Origin of the sequence: Streptomyces seoulensis, assembly GCF_022846655.1 — a bacterium.
Taxonomy (GTDB): domain Bacteria; phylum Actinomycetota; class Actinomycetes; order Streptomycetales; family Streptomycetaceae; genus Streptomyces.
Window position 1 is genome coordinate 1,151,875 of the sequence record NZ_AP025667.1, and the last position, 18,153, is coordinate 1,170,027.

Below are 18,153 nucleotides of genomic sequence, written 5' to 3' on the forward strand. Positions count from 1 at the left end.
CCCAACGGACCCCCTTCGATTCGCGCATCGGCAACGGCGCTTTATCGGGGGTCCCCGAATTCCTATAGAGGAAGGGCACGGCCGCCGCACGTGAGGGACACGAAAGAGAGCCGGCTGCTCCTGGTCCTGCTGATCGCCATCGCGTTCGCACTGATCACGGTGGACATCCGCGGAGGCCGGAACTCCCCGGTCGACGGTGCCCGGCAGGCCGCGGCCGCGGCCTTCGGCCCGATCGAGAACGGACTGTCCTCGGCGGTGGACCCCGTCGGCAACGCCGTCTCCGCCGTCCGGGACTCCGGCAGCCGCCACGACCGGCTCGCCGTCATGGAGAAGGAGAACGCGGCGCTCAAGGCCGAGCTCGGCAGCGACGACCGCAACCGCAGCCGCCTCAACCAGCTCGACCGGATGCTGAAGGTCGCCGGCCAGGGGCAGTACGGCATCAAGGGCGCCCAGGTCATCGCCATAGGAGCGGCCCAGGGCTTCTCCTGGACCATCACCATCGACGCGGGCGCCGATGACGGCATCAAGCGCGACATGACCGTGCTCAACGGCGACGGCCTGGTCGGCCGCGTCACCACGGTCGGCCCCCAGACCGCCACCGTGCTGCTCGCCAACGACCCCGACTTCACCGTCGGCACCCGTATGGAGGGCAACGACGAACTCGGCTTCGCCTCCGGGCAGGGCGACCGCCCGCTGCGCGTCGAACTCCTCAACGGCAAGGCCGAGGTGAACAAGGGCGACCGGCTCGTCACCTTCGGCTCGCAGGCCGACAAGCCGTTCGTGCCCGGTGTGCCCGTGGGCGTCGTCTCCCGCGTCGACCCCTCCGGCGGCGGCCTGACCCGCACCCTCTACGTCACGCCCTACGTCGGCTTCAGCAAGCTCGACATCGTCGGCGTGGTCGTCGCGGGACCGAAGAAGGACCCGCGCGACGAGGTCCTCCCGGCCAAGCCCAAGCCGGTTCCGACGCCCACGGTGACCGTCACGGTCACTCCTTCGGCGGACGGCTCCGCGCCGGACGACTCCGACACCAACGGCCAGCAGCAGTAGGAGCTGAACCCCCATGCGCCTCAACCGCGTCCTGCTCTCCACCGTGCTGGTCGTCGTCGCCCTGGTGATCCAGGTGAGTGTCCTCGCCCGCCTCCACCTGCCCGGTGCGGTCCCTGACCTGCTGCTCCTCACCGTCCTCGGGCTCGCCCTGGTGTACGGCCATGTCGGCGGTGCCCTCGTCGGCTTCGGCGCCGGACTCCTCGCGGACCTCGCGCCGCCCGCCGACCACGCGGCCGGCCGCTACGCCCTGGTGCTGTGCGTCATCGGTTACTTCGCCGGGCTGGTCAAGCCCGAGACCGGCCGTCTGAAGTCCGCGACCGGCCCGATGGCCGTCGTGGTCGCCGCCGCGATCGGCTCCACCCTGCTCTACGCGGGCGTCGGCGCCCTCGTCGGCGACACCGCCGCCCGCCATGTCGGCCTGCCCGGCCTGCTGTTCTCGGCCGCGCTGTACGACCTGCTGCTGGCCCCGTTCGTGGTGCCCGGCGTGATGTGGCTGGCCCGCCGCGCGGACAACGACCCGCTGGCCGAGTCCGGGCCCGCCGCCAAGGCCGGGAACATCTCCTCCGGCTGGCTCTCCTCCGGCACCGGCCTGCGCATCGGCTCCCAGCGGGGCTTCGGCGCCCTGAAGGCCAAGGCCCGCACCCGCTCGGCCCGCGTCGGCCGCATCAAGGGGGTCAAGCGGCTGTGAAAGCCCGCGAATTCACCCGAACGGGGAAGAAACGGCGGAACGTGATCGCGCCGGCCGCACGTTCATCATCCGTACGCGCACACCAGTTCCCGCGCTGAGAGGGGGAGTCAGCAGCAGTGACCAACATTCCGGAGACCGGGCGGACCCCACGGGTCCAGATCCGGCTGGTCGTCATCCAGATCCTCGTCCTCTCCCTGCTCGGCACCCTCGGCGGCCGCCTGTGGTACCTCCAGATCCGCGAGGGCGCCGAGTACCAGAAGGAGGCGTCGGGCAACCACGTCCAGCAAGTCGTGGACCCCGCCGTGCGCGGTGACATCCTGGACGCGCGCGGAGTCTCGCTCGCGGACAACGAGACCCGTCTCGTCGTCTCCGCCTCGCGCACCGACCTGCTCAAGCAGGAGGACGACGGCAAGGGCGTGCTGGCCAAGCTCGCCGCTGTCCTCGGCCTGAAGCCCGAGGAGGTCCAGCAGAAGGTCCGGCTGTGCGACGCCAAGACCCCCCAGCCCTGCTGGAACGGCTCGCCTTACCAGCCGATCCCCATCACCGACGAGGCCACGCCCAAGCAGGCCCTCCAGATCCGTGAGCGTGCCGAGGACTTCCCCGGCATCACCGCCGAGCCCGAGGCCGTCCGCCGCTACGGCGCGCCCGGCAAGGCCCACACCTCCCAGGTCCTCGGCTACCTCTCGCCGGTCACCGACGAGGAGATCCAGAAGGCCAAGGACACCGACTCGCCGTACCTGCGCTCCGACATGGTCGGCCGCTCCGGCCTGGAGCGGCAGTACGACAAGGAGCTGCGCGGCAAGGCGGGCGTCACGCGCTACGAGGTGGACAACCTCGGCCGGGTCATCGGCAAGGCCCAGGCCGACCCGGCGGAGTCCGGCTCCAACCTGGTCACCAGCATCGACTCCCGGGTCCAGCGGGTCACCGAGTACGAGCTGGACAAGGCGATGAAGATCGCCCGTCAGCAGTTCGACAAGATCACCGGCACCAACTACAAGGCCGACTCCGGTGCCGCCGTGGTGATGGAGGCGAAGACGGGCCGCATCGTCGCCATGGCCTCCGCGCCGGACTACGACCCGAACGTCTGGGTCGGCGGCATCTCCGCCAAGGACTACCAGGCCCTCACCGGCAAGAACTCCGACTACCCGCTGCTCAACCGCGCCATCCAGGGCCAGGCCGCACCGGGTTCGACCTTCAAGGTGGTCTCCACCGCCGCGGCGGTCGAGGCGGGATACGACTTCGACGGCCGCTACCCGTGCACGAGTTCCTACTCGGTCGGTGGCCAGGTCTTCAAGAACTTCGAGGGCGAGAGCTTCGGCCCGATCCCGCTGGGCCGTGCGCTGGAGGTCTCCTGCGACACCGTCTTCTACTACCTCTCCGACCAGGAGTGGAAGCGGGACGGCGGCATCAACCCGAAGAAGGGCCAGCCCAAGGACTTCTTCTACAAGGCCGCCCACCAGTTCGGCCTCGGCAAGGAGACCGGCGTCGACCTGCCCAACGAGGTCACCGGCCGCGTCCCCGACCGCCAGTGGAAGCTGGACTACTGGAAGGCCAACAAGGACGCCTGGTGCAAGTACGGGAAGAAGGACGGCTCGTACGTCGAGAAGATCGCCTACGAGAACTGCCTCGAAGGCAACAAGATGCGTGAGGGCGACTCGATCAACTACTCCATCGGCCAGGGCGACACCCTCGTCACGCCGATCCAGGAGGCCGTGATCTACGGCGCGGTCGCCAACGGCGGCACGATGTACCACCCGAGCATCGGCAAGGCGGTCATCAGCGCGGACGGCAAGTCGGTGCGCGAGCTGGAGCCGAGGAAGTCCGGCAAGCTGCCGGTCAGCAAGGCCACCCTCAAGGGCATGGACGACGCCTTCGCGGGCGTCATCACCCGAGGCACCGCCGCGTGGAAGTTCAACGGCTGGCCGCAGAACAAGATCCCGCTGCACGGCAAGACGGGTACGGCGGAGGTCTACGGCAAGCAGACCACCTCCTGGCTGGCGACCTACTCCAAGGACTACACGGTGATCATGACGATCGCCCAGGCCGGTACGGGTTCCGGAGCCTCCGGTGAGGCCGTGCGCAACATCTACAGCGCGCTGTACGGCGTGCAGGGCGACGGCTCCATCGACAAGAACAAGGCGATGCTGCCGACGCCCCAGAAGACCCTGCCGAAGGTCCGCCCCGACGGCACGGTCGCCTCGCCCAAGGTCAGCAAGGACCCGGCCAAGGACGTGGAGGCCGCGCAGAAGAACAACCCCGCCAACGGGGAAGCGGACCAGCCCGCCGCCACGGCGCCCACGGACAACACCAACAGCAACACCCGCAGGCGGCCCCGCCGGAGGGGGAGCCGGAGGACACGCACATGACCGGCAACACCTTCTCCGTCTCCGGGTACGGCCCGGAGCGGGCCGGCTGGACCAGGATCTTCGCCCGCGACTCGCTGGCCCGCAGACTCGACTGGCCGATACTGCTGGCGGCCCTCGCGCTGTCGATGATCGGCTCCCTGCTGGTGTTCTCGGCGACCCGCAACCGCACCGAGATCAACCAGGGCGACCCGTACTACTTCCTGCTCCGGCACTTCATGAACACCGGCATCGGGCTCGCCCTGATGATCGCCACCCTCTGGCTCGGCCACCGCGGCCTGCGCAACGCGGTGCCGATCCTCTACGGCCTCTCGGTGGCCGGCATCCTCGCGGTGCTCACCCCGCTCGGCTCCACCGTCAACGGCGCCCACTCCTGGATCGTCCTCGGCGGCGGCTTCTCGCTCCAGCCCTCCGAGTTCGTGAAGATCACGATCATCCTGGGCATGGCGATGCTGCTGGCCGCGCGGGTGGACGCGGGCGACAAGGCGTACCCCGACCACCGCACCGTGCTCCAGGCGCTCGGGCTGGCCGCCGTGCCGATCCTCATCGTGCTGCTCATGCCCGACCTCGGATCGGTCATGGTGATGGTGATCATCATCCTGGGCGTGCTGCTCGCCTCCGGCGCCTCCAACCGCTGGGTGTTCGGCCTCATCACGGCCGGTGCCACCGGTGCCATCGCGGTGTGGCAACTGCACATCCTGGACGACTACCAGATCAACCGGTTCGCCGCCTTCGCCAACCCGGAGCTGGACCCGGCCGGCGTCGGCTACAACACCAACCAGGCCCGCATCGCCATCGGCTCCGGCGGACTGACCGGCTCCGGGCTGTTCCACGGCTCGCAGACCACGGGCCAGTTCGTGCCCGAGCAGCAGACCGACTTCGTCTTCACGGTCGCGGGGGAGGAGCTGGGCTTCCTGGGCGCCGGCCTGATAATCGTCCTCCTCGGCGTCATCCTGTGGCGCGCCTGCCGCATCGCCCGCGACTCGACCGAGCTGTACGGCACGATCGTCGCCGCCGGGATCGTCGCCTGGTTCGCCTTCCAGGCGTTCGAGAACATCGGCATGACGCTGGGCATCATGCCGGTGACGGGCCTGCCGCTGCCCTTCGTCTCCTACGGAGGCTCCTCGATGTTCGCGGTCTGGGTGGCAGTGGGGCTGCTGCAGTCCATCAGGGCACAACGGCCCATGTCCGCGTGACCCTCCTGAGGTTCGGCGCAGGCTGATCGACGAGGGCCGGGAGTGGATCTCCCGGCCCTCACCCGTACCGGGGACTGGTTGAGAGCGCGGGGGCGTTCTAGATTCGGTTCATGGCGGACGTGAAGCGGGAGATCGAGCGGAAGTACGAGGGTGCGGACGGGGAGCTGCCCGGGCTGGTGGGGGCCGGCGGGGTGGCGGAGGTCGTCGACCGAGGGGTGGTCGAGCTGGACGCCACCTACTACGACACCGCCGACGAACGGCTGGGGGCCGCCTCGCTCACGCTGCGCCGCCGCACCGGGGGGTCGGACGCCGGGTGGCATCTGAAGTTCCCGGTCGCGCCGGGTGTCCGGGACGAGATCCGGGCGCCGCTCGCCGACACCGTCCCCGAGGAGATCGCCGCGCTGGTCCGCTCACGGGTCCGGGGCGCGGAGCTGGTCCCCGTGGTCCGGCTCCGTTCCGCCCGCGATGTGCGGCACCTCCTCGACGCGGACGGCGCCCTGCTGGCCGAGGCGAGCGTGGACACCGTGACGGCCGAGCGGCTCAACCGCGCGGGCGGCACCGCCCGGTGGACCGAGATCGAGGTGGAGCTGGCCGACGGCGCGGACCCGGCCCTGCTGGACGCCGTGGAGGAGCGGCTCGGCGCGGCGGGGGTGCGGCCCTCGAAGGCGTCGTCCAAGGTGGCCGAGGCGCTGCGCCGGACCGGCGGCTCCCGTGCCCGGCCGGGGCGCGCGGCCGGGCCGGTGACGGCCGGGGACCATGTCCTCGCCCATCTGCGCGAGCAGCGCGAGGCGATCCTCGCCCGCGACCCCGGTGTCCGCCGGGACCTGCCGGACTCCGTGCACCAGATGCGGGTGGCCACCCGCCGGATGCGTTCCGCCTTCCGCAGCTTCCGCTCCGTCCTGGACCCGGACGCCACCGCCCCAGTCGCCGCCGAACTGAAGTGGCTGGCGCGCGAACTCGGGGTCGACCGGGACCAGGAGGTGCTGGCGGACCGGCTGACCGAGGCCCTTCACGCCCTGCCGCCCGGCCAGGTCACCGGTCCCGTCCGCGAGCGCCTGGCCTCCTGGGCCACCGCCCGGCACGGCAGCACCCGCGGCCATCTGCTGGGGGTGCTGGACTCCGCCCGTTACCTCGCCCTGCTGGACAGCCTCGACGTCCTCCTCGCGGACCCGCCGCTGCGGAGGAAGGCGGCGGGGAAGCCGCGCGAGGTGCTCACCCGCGCGCTGGAGAAGGAGGGCGGGAAGCTGTCCCGGCTGATCGTGGCCGCGCTGGAGCTGCCGCCCGGCGAGGACCGCGACCACGCCCTGCACGAGGCCCGTAAGCGCGCCAAGCGCGCCCGCTACGCCGCCGAGGCGGCCGTACCCGCGCTCGGCGGCCCGGCCCGCGTCCTGGCCCGCAGGGCGAAGAAGCTGACCAGCCTGCTCGGCGAGCACCAGGACAGCGTGCTGGCCCGCCAGGCCCTGCGGGAGCTCGCCGCCGTGGCGCACGCGGCGGGGGAGAGCGCGTTCACCTACGGGGTGCTGTACGAGCGGCAGGAGCAGGCGGCCCGGCGTACGGAGGCCGAGCTGCCCGGGCGGTGGCGCAAGGCCCGGTCCGCGTTCCCGGGCTGAGGCCGGGCGTGCGGAGGAGGCGTCCGGGCGGGTTAGGCTTGATGGTCACCCTCCCAGCCTCCGGCGGGGAGGCGCCCCCCCGTCAGCTCACGAAGGTAATGCCGCGATGTCTGTCGAGTCGGTCTTCCCGCAGCTCGAAGCCTTGCTCCCGCATGTGCAGAAGCCGATCCAGTACGTCGGCGGAGAACTGAACTCCACGGTCAAGCCCTGGGACGAGGCCGAGGTCCGCTGGGCGCTGATGTACCCGGACGCGTACGAGGTGGGTCTGCCCAACCAGGGCGTCATGATCCTCTACGAGGTGCTCAACGAGCAGCAGGGCGTCCTCGCCGAGCGCACGTACAGCGTGTGGCCGGACCTGGAGGCGCTGATGCGGGAGCACGCCGTCCCGCAGTTCACGGTCGACAGCCACCGCCCGGTGAAGGCGTTCGACGTGTTCGGCCTGTCCTTCTCCACGGAGCTGGGCTACACCAACATGCTCACGGCGCTGGACCTGGCGGGCATCCCGCTGCGGTCCGAGGACCGTACGGTCGACGACCCGATCGTCCTGGCCGGCGGGCACGCGGCGTTCAACCCCGAGCCGATCGCGGACTTCATCGACGCGGCGATCATCGGCGACGGCGAGCAGGCCGTGCTGGACATGACGGAGATCATCCGCCGCTGGAAGGCGGAGGGCCGTCCCGGTGGCCGCGAGGAGGTCCTGCTCCGGCTGGCGAAGACGGGCGCGGTGTACATCCCGGCGTTCTACGACGTGGAGTACCTGCCCGACGGCCGGATCGGCCGTGTCGTCCCCAACCGTTCCGGTGTGCCGTGGCGCGTCTCCAAGCACACGGTGATGGACCTGGACGAGTGGCCCTACCCGAAGCAGCCCCTCGTGCCGCTCGCCGAGACGGTGCACGAGCGGATGTCGGTGGAGATCTTCCGCGGCTGCACGCGCGGCTGCCGCTTCTGCCAGGCGGGCATGATCACCCGCCCGGTGCGCGAGCGCTCGATCACCGGCATCGGCGACATGGTCGAGAAGGGCCTGAACGCGACCGGCTTCGAGGAGGTCGGCCTGCTCTCGCTGTCCTCCGCCGACCACAGCGAGATCGGTGAGATCGCCAAGGGCCTGGCTGACCGCTACACCGACGACAAGATCGGCCTCTCCCTGCCGTCCACCCGTGTCGACGCGTTCAACGTCGACCTGGCCAACGAGCTGACCCGCAACGGCCGGCGCTCGGGCCTGACCTTCGCCCCCGAGGGCGGGTCGGAGCGGATGCGCAAGGTCATCAACAAGATGGTCTCGGAAGAGGACCTGATCCGCACGGTCGCCACCGCCTACGGCAACGGCTGGCGCCAGGTGAAGCTGTACTTCATGTGCGGCCTGCCCACCGAGACGGACGAAGACGTCCTGCAGATCGCCGACATGGCCACGCACGTCATCCAGAAGGGCCGCGAGGTCTCCGGCTCGGGCGACATCCGCTGCACGGTCTCCATCGGCGGCTTCGTGCCCAAGCCGCACACCCCCTTCCAGTGGGCGCCGCAGCTCTCCGCCGAGGAGACCGACGCGCGTCTGCAGAAGCTCCGCGACAAGATCCGGGGCGACAAGAAGTACGGCCGCTCGATCGGTTTCCGCTACCACGACGGCAAGCCCGGCATCATCGAGGGCCTGCTCTCGCGCGGCGACCGGCGCGTCGGCGCGGTGATCCGCGCGGTCTACGAGGACGGCGGCCGCTTCGACGGCTGGCGTGAGCACTTCTCCTACGACCGCTGGATGGGCTGCGCGGACAAGGCGCTGGCCGAGTTCGGTGTGGACGTCGACTGGTACACCACCCGCGAGCGCTCCTACGAGGAGGTCCTGCCCTGGGACCACCTGGACTCGGGCCTCGACAAGGACTGGCTCTGGGAGGACTGGCAGGACGCCCTCGACGAGACCGAGGTCGAGGACTGCCGCTGGACCCCCTGCTTCGACTGCGGCGTCTGCCCGCAGATGGACACCCACATCCAGATCGGCCCGACGGGCAAGAAGCTCCTGCCGCTGGCCGTGAAGAACGCGGCGCCGGCCCCGAGCGGCCACTCGCACTGACCGGAGGGGGGCCGGTGAACACCACCGGCCCCTCCCATCGGGGACCGCGCACGAAGAAGGGCCCACCGGGAGTGTCCGGTGGGCCCTTCTTCGTGGTGGCGGGTCGGTGTCAGACCGCCGGGGCGTACTTCGGGTTGGGGCCGTGCTGGTTGACCTCCGGCTTGCCCTCGGAGGCGAGGAAGACGATCAGGATGATCGGGCCGACCAGCGGGATCAGACCGATCAGCATCATCCAGCCGGAGCGGCCGGTGTCGTGCAGGCGGCGGACACCGACGGCGAGGGACGGCAGCAGCACGGCGAGCGCGTAGACGAGCTGGAGAACCTGGGTGTCCAGGGCCGCGTCCACGATCGCCAGCACGATGCTGATGATCAGGTTGAACAGGAAGAACATCCAGTATTCCTGCCGCCGCGCGCGACCGCTGAACACCGCGTACTTCTTGAGTACGTCCACGTACCAGTGCATCTCTCGTCCCCCCAGGGAAGTGCGTGTCTGGCCTCCCATGGAAGCAGCAGCGGTGGCCGGAATCCATAGCTTTGGCGTGCCCAAGTCAATGCGTTACGCGGCCGCGTCCGGACGGTGATCAAAGCCGCTGATCATATCGTCCCGGCGACGGCGAGCCTGGCGTCCAGCCAGTCGAAGACCCGTTCCTCGAACAGGGCCCGCCCCAGCGGCTCGCAGTGCAGATGCGCCCCCTCCTCCTCGGTGAAGGGGACCAGTTCCTTCGGGCCGGGCAGCGTGTCGTACAACTGCCGCGAGGCGCCGGGCCAGAAGTGCTCGCCCTCCGGGTCGGTGATCAGCAGCGGTGTGGTGATCCGGTCCACGACACGGGTGAGGTCGTCGCGGGAGACCTCGGTCAGCAGGTCGTACCGCGAGACCTCGCAGAGCAGGTCGTAGGGCGCGTCTACACCGTACGGCTTGGCCCGCCAGCGCCAGGTCGCGGCCAGCGCCGGGTTCTGCTCCAGCGCCTCCTCGATGATCGCGTCGAAGGCGTCCCGGTCCCCCGACTCCCACAGGGCCCGCAGATCGGGGCCGAGGTTGTGCCACCAGCTCTCCGCCACCCGCACCACCCCCGGATCGGCGACCGCCGCCGCGATCCGGTGCTCGAAGGCCAGCGCGCGCGGCACCCAGTACCCGGCCTGGCTGATCCCGGCCAGCGCGATCCGGCGCGGGTCCACGTCGGGGCGGGCGAGGAGGAAGTCCACGACCGGGGTGATGACGTTCTCCCAGTCCGGCCGGAAGGTCACCCCGCGCTCGAAGAGCATCGACTGCTGGCCGGGACCGTCGAAGAGGAGCACGCGGTAGCCCCGCTCCACCGCCGGGGCGCCGAGCAGGGTCCAGGCGGAACTGAGCGGGCCGTCGCTGCCGTTGTTGGCGATCAGCGTCGGCAGCGGCCCCTCCGCGCCGGGCGGGCTCACCAGATAACCGGGCAGCGTGGTGTCCTCGTAGGGGATCGACACCGGTTCCGCGGGCGGGTCGCAGGCCAGCAGGAACCGGTCCAGGCAGGCACGGTGCTCGGCGAAAGCCTCCGCCGCGCGTTTGCCCGCGTCCGGGACCGCGTCCACGCCCACCATCGCGGTGCCGAGGTAGCCGGCCGCGCGCAGCCAGCCCTCGCGCGCGCTCACCAGGTGGCCGGCCGCCGCGCACTCCTCCGCCTCCACCCGGACGCGGCGGCCCAGGTCCAGCCAGGCGTCGAACCACGCCTGACCATCCCCGTCCGCCACCGACGCGGCGGTGCTGAGCACTTCGCCCGCGTCCGCTCCCTGCCGCCACACCGAACCGAGGGCGAGCAGGATCTCGTAGTCGAACTGGTCGTTCTCGCTGAAGCGAAACCTCATGACGGCTCCAGGACATGCCGGGGGAACCCCTCGCTCGTCCGGACCGCACCTCTCACGGTAGGTGCCCGGCCGCCGGACCGCACCACGGGTGGAGTGCGGGCCGGGGCGCGCGGCGCGACGATGGGGGAGGGGGCGGGCCCGCGACATCCCACGACGACGACGGCACACCGCACGGGAGGACGTCCTCATGGTGCAGCAGGCGACCACGGAACAGACCTCGGCGGCCAAGAAGCCCGTCGGTACCGGCAGCGTGTTCCTCTCGTTCGCCCCATGGATCATCTTCGGCGTGGTGGCCAGTCCCAGTACCTGGGAGTACGCCGCCCTCGCCGCGCTGGTCGCCTCCCTCGTGCTGGCCAGTCAGGACCTGTTGCACGGGAAGATCCGCATCCTCGACGCGGTCGGCATCGTGTTCTTCGCCGTCCTCTCCGTCCTCGCCCTCGCCCTGAACCGCTCGGAGCTGATCTGGCTGGAGACCTACGCCCAGGTCATCTCCAACGGCCTGGTCGCCGTCGTGGCGTTCGCCTCGCTGCTGTACGACCCCTTCACCGCGCAGTACGCCCGCGAGTCGACCCCGCGTCAGTTCTGGGACTCGCCCGTCTTCCGGCACATCAACCGGGTCCTCACCACGTTCTGGGGCGTCACCTTCGCCCTGATGACGGCCTCCACCTGGCTCGCCATCCACTTCCCCGGCCAGGACGACTGGTTCAACTGGGTCATCCCCATCGCCCTGCTGGTGATCGCGGTCAAGTTCACCCAGCGCTACCCGGAGACGTACAAGGCGCGGGTGACCCCGGCGGTCTGACAGGCATCCGAAACCGGTCCGGTGGCGTCTATGCCGGTATGGACCTCGACAAGCCGTCCGCCCCGCAGCCCCCGGAGGGCTGCCTCGTCGTCGCCGTCCGGCTGCCCGTGCGGATCGTCGTGCTGGTGCTCGTGGTGCCGGTTCGGCTGGTGTGGGACGCGCTGGTCGTCGCCGCCCGGTTCCTGCACGCCACCGTGCTGCGACCCCTCGGACGCGCGCTGCTGTGGGTCGGCCGGGCCCTCTTCGTATGGCCCTTCGTGGCCCTGTGGCGCTGGGTGCTCGTCCCGGTGGCCCAGGCGCTGGGCTGGCTCGGCCGTGTGCTGGTCGTGACGCCGCTGAGCTGGGTGTACGTCCATGTCCTGACCCCGCTAGGCCATGCCTTCCGGTGGGCCGCGCTGGGCGTGGGCGCGGGCCTGGTGTGGGTCGGCGCGCACCTGCTCGCACCGGTCGGCCGGGGCCTGGCGTGGCTCGCGCGGGGCGTGGGCGCGCTGCTGGCCGCCGCCGGGCTCGGCGTGTACGCCGGTGCCGCCTGGCTCGTCCGGTACCTGCTCGTCGTCCCGGCCCGCCTCATGTACGCCTGGGTGCTGGCGCCGGTCGGGCGTGCGCTGACATGGCTCGCGGACGCCCTGGTCACCGGGGTGGGCGCGGTCCTGTACTGGACGCTCCGCATCCTGTTCGTGCTGCCCGCCCTGGCCCTGTGGCGCTGGGTCCTCGCCCCCGTCGGCCGGGTGCTCGCCGTCGTCGGGCGCGAGGTCGCCGACGCGCTCGGACACGCCTGGCGGATCGCCGGGCGCCTCTCCCGTGTCGTCGGCCGGGCCTTGGGGACCCTCTTCCGGTGGATCTTCGTGGAGCCCGCTCGCTGGGTGTACCGGACCCTCCTCACGCCCGTCGGCCACCTCGTGCGCGACGCGGTCCTGCGGCCCGCCGCCCAAGCCGCGCGCGAGGTCCGACGGGTCACCCGGCAGACCCTCGCCACCGCCCGCGACACCCTCCGCGAGACCCGCCGGGACCTGCGCCGAGCACTCTTCGGCGACCCCCGCCGGCCGGTCGTGGTGGACCGGCGGGAACCTCAGCAGCCCGATCCACGTACTCTTGGTGGCAGCACGACCGTTCTCACGAAGGACTAGGACACTGGGCAAGCGACAGCCCGAAGGCCCGCCGCCCGCACCCGCGGTACAGCGCATCCGACTGCGTTACACCAAGCGCGGCCGCCTCCGGTTCACCAGCCACCGTGACTTCCAGCGCGCTTTCGAGCGTGCGCTGCGCCGCGCCGACGTACCCATGGCGTACTCGGCGGGGTTCACGCCGCACCCGAAGGTGTCGTACGCCAATGCCGCACCCACCGGCACGGGCAGTGAGGCGGAGTACCTGGAGATCGCGCTGACCGCGGCGCGCGATCCCGAGACCCTGCGCGCCCTGCTCGACGACTCGATGCCCACCGGGCTCGACATCGTCGACGCCGTCGAGGGCCGCACCTCGGGGCTCGCCGACCGGCTCACCGCCTCCGTGTGGGAGCTGCGGCTGGACGGCGTGACCCCCGAGGCCGCCGAAACCGCCACCGCGGCCTTCATGGCGGCGGAGACGGTCGAGGTGCAGCGCATGGCCAAGAACGGCGTCCGCACCTTCGACGCCCGCTCCGCCGTCGTCACCCTGGAAACGCGGGACGAGTCGGCTGATAGGCCCAGCGACCAGCCCTGTGCGATACTGCGCCTGGTTGTTCGGCACGTGACGCCTGCCGTACGACCCGACGACGTCCTGTCCGGTCTTCGCGCCGTGGCCGACCTGGCGCCGCCGGTCCCCGCAGCGGTGACCAGGCTGGCGCAGGGGCTGTTCGATGAAGAGACCGGCACGGTGACCGACCCGCTCGCGCCCGACCGCGAGGCAGCCCCGGCCCCGAAGGCCGAACCAACTGCCACCGCGACGGCGCCGATGCCGGAAGGTTCCGCGTAGGGACGGACGCCGTAGCGCCGCCCTCGTACTCGGGAGCCACCTGGGTCGGGCAGCGCACCGACCAGAAGACTTTCGCCAGGCCGTACCGACAAGGCGTACGGAACCGGTGAGACAGGACACAGAGTGCTCCCGTGCGGCGCCCGCGCCCCGGACGGCGGCCATCGCGCTCAGCGCGGGCCGCGGACGTCAGCGGTGGCCGGTCTTACGAGACCGGCCCCGGACCAGGCGCGGCGACCGGGAGCTCCGACGGGAGAAATGCCCGCATGCTCGAACCGACCGAGCCCAACGAGGGCTCCGAACTGAACACCCCCAGCGACACCCTGCCTCCGCGCAGGCGTCGCCGCGCCGCTTCCCGCCCGGCGGGTTCGCCCGGCGCCACCGGCACCGAGACCACCGCACAGCCGGAGGCCGCCGCCCCGGCGGCCGAGGCCGAGACCCCCGAGGCCCCCGCCGAGCCGGCCGCCCGGCCGCGCCGCCGCACCACCCGCCGCGCCGCCGCGCCCGCCGGGTCACCGGCGACGGCGGAGGCCGCCACCGTCACCGAGACGGCCGTACCGGCCGCGTCCGCCGCCGAGCAGGCCGAGTCCGCCGAGACCTCCACCGCGCCCGCACCGCGCCGTTCCCGCCGCCGGGCCTCCGCGCCCGCCGGTTCGCCCGCTCCGGTCGCCGCCGAGGACAACAAGCCCGAGGAGGCCGACGTGGCCCAGGACACCGAGGACCAGAAGGCCGCCGCGGCCGCCGAGTCCGCCACCGAGACCCCGGCCGCGCGTCCGCGCCGCCGCGCCACCCGCCGCGCCTCCGCCCCGGCCGGTGCGCCGAAGGCCGCCGAGGCGCCCGAGACCGCGCCCGCCGCCGAGACGCCCGCCGAACCGGCGCCGGCCGCCGAGGCGGACGCCCAGCCCGAGACCGAGGCCGCCCCGGCCGCCCGCCCGCGCCGCCGTGCGACGCGCCGTGCCTCCGCGCCCGCCGCCGAAGCCGCCGCCACCGAGGCCGAGCCGGCCCCGGCCCAGGCCGCCGAGCCCGAGGCCGAGGCCGAGCCCGAGACCCGGACCGAGGCAGCTCCCGCCGGTCGTACGCGCCGCCGTGCCACCCGCCGGGTGTCCGCGCCCGCCGAGACCCCGGCCGCCGCCGAGGAGACCCCCGAGGCCGAGCCGGTCGCCGAGCCGGCCCCCGCCGCCGAGGCGGAGACCGAGACCGAGGCCGCTCCCGCCGGCCGCGCGCGCCGTCGTGCCACCCGCCGTGCCTCCGCGCCCGCCGGTGCCCCGGCCGCCGCCGAGGAGAAGCCCGAGGCCGTCGAGGCCGAGCCGCGCGCCGCCCGCAAGGCGACGCAGAGCGCGCCCGAGACGACCGAGGCCGAGGGTGGCCCGCGCCGCCGTCGCCGCGCCGTGAAGGCCGCGGGCGGGTTCTCCGCGCCCGCCCCCGCCGAGGGCGACGCCCCGCGCCGCACCGCGCGTCCCGCCGTGGCCACCTTCCAGGCGCCGGTCTTCACCGAGCCGAGGTTCCAGACCCCGCAGCGCGCCGCCGCCGAGGCCGCGGCCCAGGCCGCCGGTGCGCGTGAGACCGAGGAGCCCGAGGAGACCGCGAAGCCCGAGGACACCGCCGCCACCGAGAACTTCGCCGACGAGCGCGCCGACAACGGCCGCCGTCGCCGTCGCCGCCGTGGCGCCCCCGCCGAGGAGACCCGCGCCGTCGAGGAGAAGCCGGAGCCGGCCGAGGACCTCGCCGAGGGCGACGACTCCGACGACTCCGACGACGCCGAGGGCTCGGACGACTCCGGTTCGCGCCGCCGTCGCCGCCGGGGCGGCCGCCGCCGCCGCCGTGGTGACGCCTACGACGGTGACGAGAACGGCGAGGGCACGGACGGCGAGTCCGGCGACCTGGCCGCCGAGCAGGCCGAGCAGGACGCCGAGGACACCGCCGAGCAGGCCGAGGAGGACGCCGAGGACGCCGAGGACGCGCGGGGCGAGGAGTCCGGTGGCTCCAGCTCCAGCCGCCGCCGTCGGCGCCGTCGCCGCCGCGCCGGTGACTCCGGGGGCGAGGCCGAGGCCGGTGACGACCCCGAGCGCACCGTCGTCAAGGTCCGCGAGCCCCGCAAGGCCGCCGAGCCGTCCGACGAGGTCCAGTCCATCAAGGGCTCGACCCGCCTGGAGGCCAAGAAGCAGCGCCGCCGCGAGGGCCGCGAGCAGGGCCGCCGCCGCGTGCCGATCATCACCGAGGCCGAGTTCCTGGCCCGGCGCGAGGCCGTCGAGCGGGTGATGGTCGTGCGCCAGCACGGCGAGCGCACCCAGATCGGCGTCCTGGAGGACGGCGTGCTCGTCGAGCACTACGTCAACAAGGAGCAGGCCACCTCGTACGTCGGCAACGTCTACCTGGGCAAGGTCCAGAACGTGCTGCCGTCCATGGAGGCCGCCTTCATCGACATCGGCAAGGGCCGCAACGCCGTCCTGTACGCCGGTGAGGTCAACTTCGAGGCGCTCGGCATGGCCAACGGGCCGCGCCGTATCGAGGTCGCGCTCAAGTCCGGCCAGCCGGTCCTGGTCCAGGTGACCAAGGACCCGATCGGCCACAAGGGCGCCCGCCTCACCAGCCAGGTCTCCCTGCCGGGCCGCTACCTCGTGTACGTCCCCGAGGGCTCGATGACCGGCATCAGCCGCAAGCTGCCCGACACCGAGCGCGCCCGGCTGAAGACCATCCTCAAGAAGATCGTCCCCGAGGACGCGGGCGTGATCGTGCGCACCGCCGCCGAGGGCGCGAGCGAGGACGAGCTGCGCCGTGACGTCGAGCGGCTCCAGGCGCAGTGGGAGGAGATCAAGAAGAAGGCGAAGACGGGCAACGCCCCGACGCTGCTGTACGGCGAGCCGGACATGACCGTCCGCGTCGTGCGCGACATCTTCAACGAGGACTTCTCCAAGGTCATCGTCAGCGGTGACGAGGCGTGGCAGACCATCCACGGCTACGTCTCCCACGTCGCCCCGGACCTCACCGACCGGCTCCAGAAGTGGACCAGCGAGGTCGATGTCTTCGCCACGTACCGGATCGACGAGCAGCTCGCCAAGGCGCTGGACCGCAAGGTCTGGCTGCCCAGCGGCGGTTCGCTGGTGATCGACCGGACCGAGGCGATGGTCGTCATCGACGTCAACACCGGCAAGTTCACCGGTCAGGGCGGCAACCTCGAGGAGACGGTCACCAGGAACAACCTGGAGGCGGCCGAGGAGATCGTGCGCCAGCTCCGGCTGCGCGACCTCGGCGGCATCATCGTCATCGACTTCATCGACATGGTGCTGGAGTCCAACCGGGACCTGGTCATGCGCCGTCTGCTGGAGTGCCTGGGCCGGGACCGGACCAAGCACCAGGTGGCCGAGGTGACCTCGCTGGGCCTGGTGCAGATGACCCGTAAGCGGGTCGGCCAGGGTCTGCTGGAGTCCTTCTCCGAGAACTGCGTCCACTGCAACGGCCGCGGTGTCATCGTCCACATGGAGCAGCCCACGTCCGCCGGCGGCGGCGGTGGCGGCAAGCGCAAGAAGCGCGGCCGCGGCGGCGACGGCCACACCCACGAGGGCGACGACGTCGTGACGGTGGAGACGGCCGTGGCCGAGGCGCCCGACGCGGACTTCGAGACGGCCGCCGAGGTGGCCGCCGAAGCCGCCGAGCCGCTCGCGCTGACCTCGCCGGAGTACAACCCGGACGAGGAGCTGTACAGCTCCGTCGCCGAGGCGGAGGCGGCCGCGGGCCGTGGCCGCTCGCGCCGCCGGGCCGGCCGTCGGGCCTCGAGCCCGGCCGGTGCGCCGAAGGAGGGCAGCCGCCGCAGCGCCGCGCAGGCCGAACGCTTCGAGCGGGCCGCCGAGGAGGCGCCGACCGCCGCGTCGGTCACCGCCGACGAGGCCGCCGCCCGTCCCGTCCAGCCCGAGCCCGCCGCCGAGGCGCAGGCCGAGCCCATGGCCGCCGAGGACCCGGTGGTCGCGCCCGAGCCCGCCGCCGAGGAGGCCGCGCCCAAGGGCCGTGCCCGTCGCCGGGTCACCCGCAAGGTGTCCGCGCCCGCCGGTTCGCCGGCCGGGTCCGAGGCCGCCGTGGTGACCGTCGCCGAGCCCGCGCCGGTGGCCGAGCCGGAGCCGGAGGCCGCCCCGGCGGCCGCGGAGGCGCCCGCCGAGAGCGCCGCCCCGGCCCGTCCGCGCCGCCGCGCGGTCCGCAAGGCCACCGCGCCGACCGCGTCGGAGGAGACGGCCGTCCTGGTCGTCCCGTCGTCCGCGCCGGAGCCGGCCGCTGAGGCGCCCGCCGCCGAGGCGGAGGCCGAGGAGGCCGCGCCCGCCAAGAAGACCGCCCGCAAGGCGGCCAAGAAGGCACCGGCGAAGAAGACGGCCGCGAAGAAGGCCACCGCCGCCAAGAAGACGACGGCCGCCAAGAAGACGGCTGCCAAGACGACTACGGCGAAGAAGACGACGGCCAAGAAGGCGGCCACCAAGACCGCCAAGACGGCCGCCAAGTCGACGGCGAAGAAGACCGCCACGGTCTCCGCGTCGGACGACGAGAGCTGAACCGAACAACCCCTGTGTGGTCCTGTCGCTCGCGGCAGGGCCACACGGCTGTCCCCCCACACCCCGG

The 18,153-nt window shown here is 72.5% G+C and carries 12 protein-coding genes; 10 read left to right on the forward strand and 2 right to left on the reverse strand.

What is annotated here, in order from left to right:
• Nucleotides 1-90: 90 nt before the first annotated feature.
• The 6 genes from mreC to HEK131_RS05330 all read left to right on the forward strand — a co-directional run bounded on the left by mreC (nucleotide 91) and on the right by HEK131_RS05330 (nucleotide 8,966).
• Entirely contained in the window at nucleotides 91-1,047 is a 957-nt protein-coding gene (mreC, locus tag HEK131_RS05305) for a rod shape-determining protein MreC (protein ID WP_217465532.1), read from the forward strand.
• A 13-nt stretch (nucleotides 1,048-1,060) separates the two neighbouring features.
• Nucleotides 1,061-1,735, forward strand: a complete 675-nt coding sequence (mreD, locus tag HEK131_RS05310) for a rod shape-determining protein MreD (RefSeq protein WP_030814149.1) — start codon at nucleotides 1,061-1,063, stop codon at nucleotides 1,733-1,735.
• Between the two features lie 116 nt (nucleotides 1,736-1,851).
• Nucleotides 1,852-4,101 carry a penicillin-binding protein 2 gene (mrdA, locus tag HEK131_RS05315; protein ID WP_217465531.1) on the forward strand — a complete coding sequence of 750 codons (2,250 nt, stop codon included), beginning with the start codon at nucleotides 1,852-1,854 and terminating at the stop codon, nucleotides 4,099-4,101.
• Nucleotides 4,098-5,294, forward strand: a complete 1,197-nt coding sequence (gene rodA / locus HEK131_RS05320; protein ID WP_217465530.1) for a rod shape-determining protein RodA — start codon at nucleotides 4,098-4,100, stop codon at nucleotides 5,292-5,294. Before mrdA ends, rodA begins: the two co-directional genes overlap by 4 nt.
• Before the next feature lie 110 nt (nucleotides 5,295-5,404).
• Entirely contained in the window at nucleotides 5,405-6,904 is a 1,500-nt protein-coding gene (locus tag HEK131_RS05325; RefSeq protein ID WP_244333845.1) for a CYTH and CHAD domain-containing protein, read from the forward strand.
• Between the two features lie 106 nt (nucleotides 6,905-7,010).
• Nucleotides 7,011-8,966, forward strand: a complete 1,956-nt coding sequence (locus HEK131_RS05330) for a TIGR03960 family B12-binding radical SAM protein (protein ID WP_244333846.1) — start codon at nucleotides 7,011-7,013, stop codon at nucleotides 8,964-8,966.
• A 109-nt stretch (nucleotides 8,967-9,075) separates the two neighbouring features.
• On the opposite strand, the gene HEK131_RS05335 is transcribed toward HEK131_RS05330, so the two are convergent.
• A complete protein-coding gene (locus HEK131_RS05335; RefSeq protein WP_217465527.1) occupies nucleotides 9,076-9,429 on the reverse strand; it encodes a DUF805 domain-containing protein in 354 nt (117 codons plus the stop codon).
• Nucleotides 9,430-9,560: 131 nt separating this feature from the next.
• Nucleotides 9,561-10,802, reverse strand: a complete 1,242-nt coding sequence (locus HEK131_RS05340; RefSeq protein WP_217465526.1) for an alpha/beta hydrolase family protein — start codon at nucleotides 10,800-10,802, stop codon at nucleotides 9,561-9,563.
• A 187-nt stretch (nucleotides 10,803-10,989) separates the two neighbouring features.
• Between HEK131_RS05340 and HEK131_RS05345 the strand changes: the two genes are divergently transcribed.
• The 4 genes from HEK131_RS05345 to HEK131_RS05360 all read left to right on the forward strand — a co-directional run bounded on the left by HEK131_RS05345 (nucleotide 10,990) and on the right by HEK131_RS05360 (nucleotide 18,086).
• Nucleotides 10,990-11,604 carry a hypothetical protein gene (locus HEK131_RS05345; RefSeq protein ID WP_217465525.1) on the forward strand — a complete coding sequence of 205 codons (615 nt, stop codon included), beginning with the start codon at nucleotides 10,990-10,992 and terminating at the stop codon, nucleotides 11,602-11,604.
• A 38-nt stretch (nucleotides 11,605-11,642) separates the two neighbouring features.
• Nucleotides 11,643-12,731, forward strand: a complete 1,089-nt coding sequence (locus HEK131_RS05350) for a hypothetical protein (RefSeq protein WP_244333847.1) — start codon at nucleotides 11,643-11,645, stop codon at nucleotides 12,729-12,731.
• 4 nt (nucleotides 12,732-12,735) lie between these two features.
• On the forward strand, nucleotides 12,736-13,554 hold the full coding sequence (locus HEK131_RS05355) for a TIGR03936 family radical SAM-associated protein (RefSeq protein ID WP_244451943.1): 819 nt from the start codon (nucleotides 12,736-12,738) through the stop codon (nucleotides 13,552-13,554).
• 263 nt (nucleotides 13,555-13,817) lie between these two features.
• The gene (locus tag HEK131_RS05360; RefSeq protein ID WP_244333848.1) at nucleotides 13,818-18,086 is read left to right on the forward strand and encodes an Rne/Rng family ribonuclease; all 4,269 of its coding nucleotides are present in this window, start codon (nucleotides 13,818-13,820) and stop codon (nucleotides 18,084-18,086) included.
• The last annotated feature ends 67 nt before the right edge of the window (nucleotides 18,087-18,153 follow it).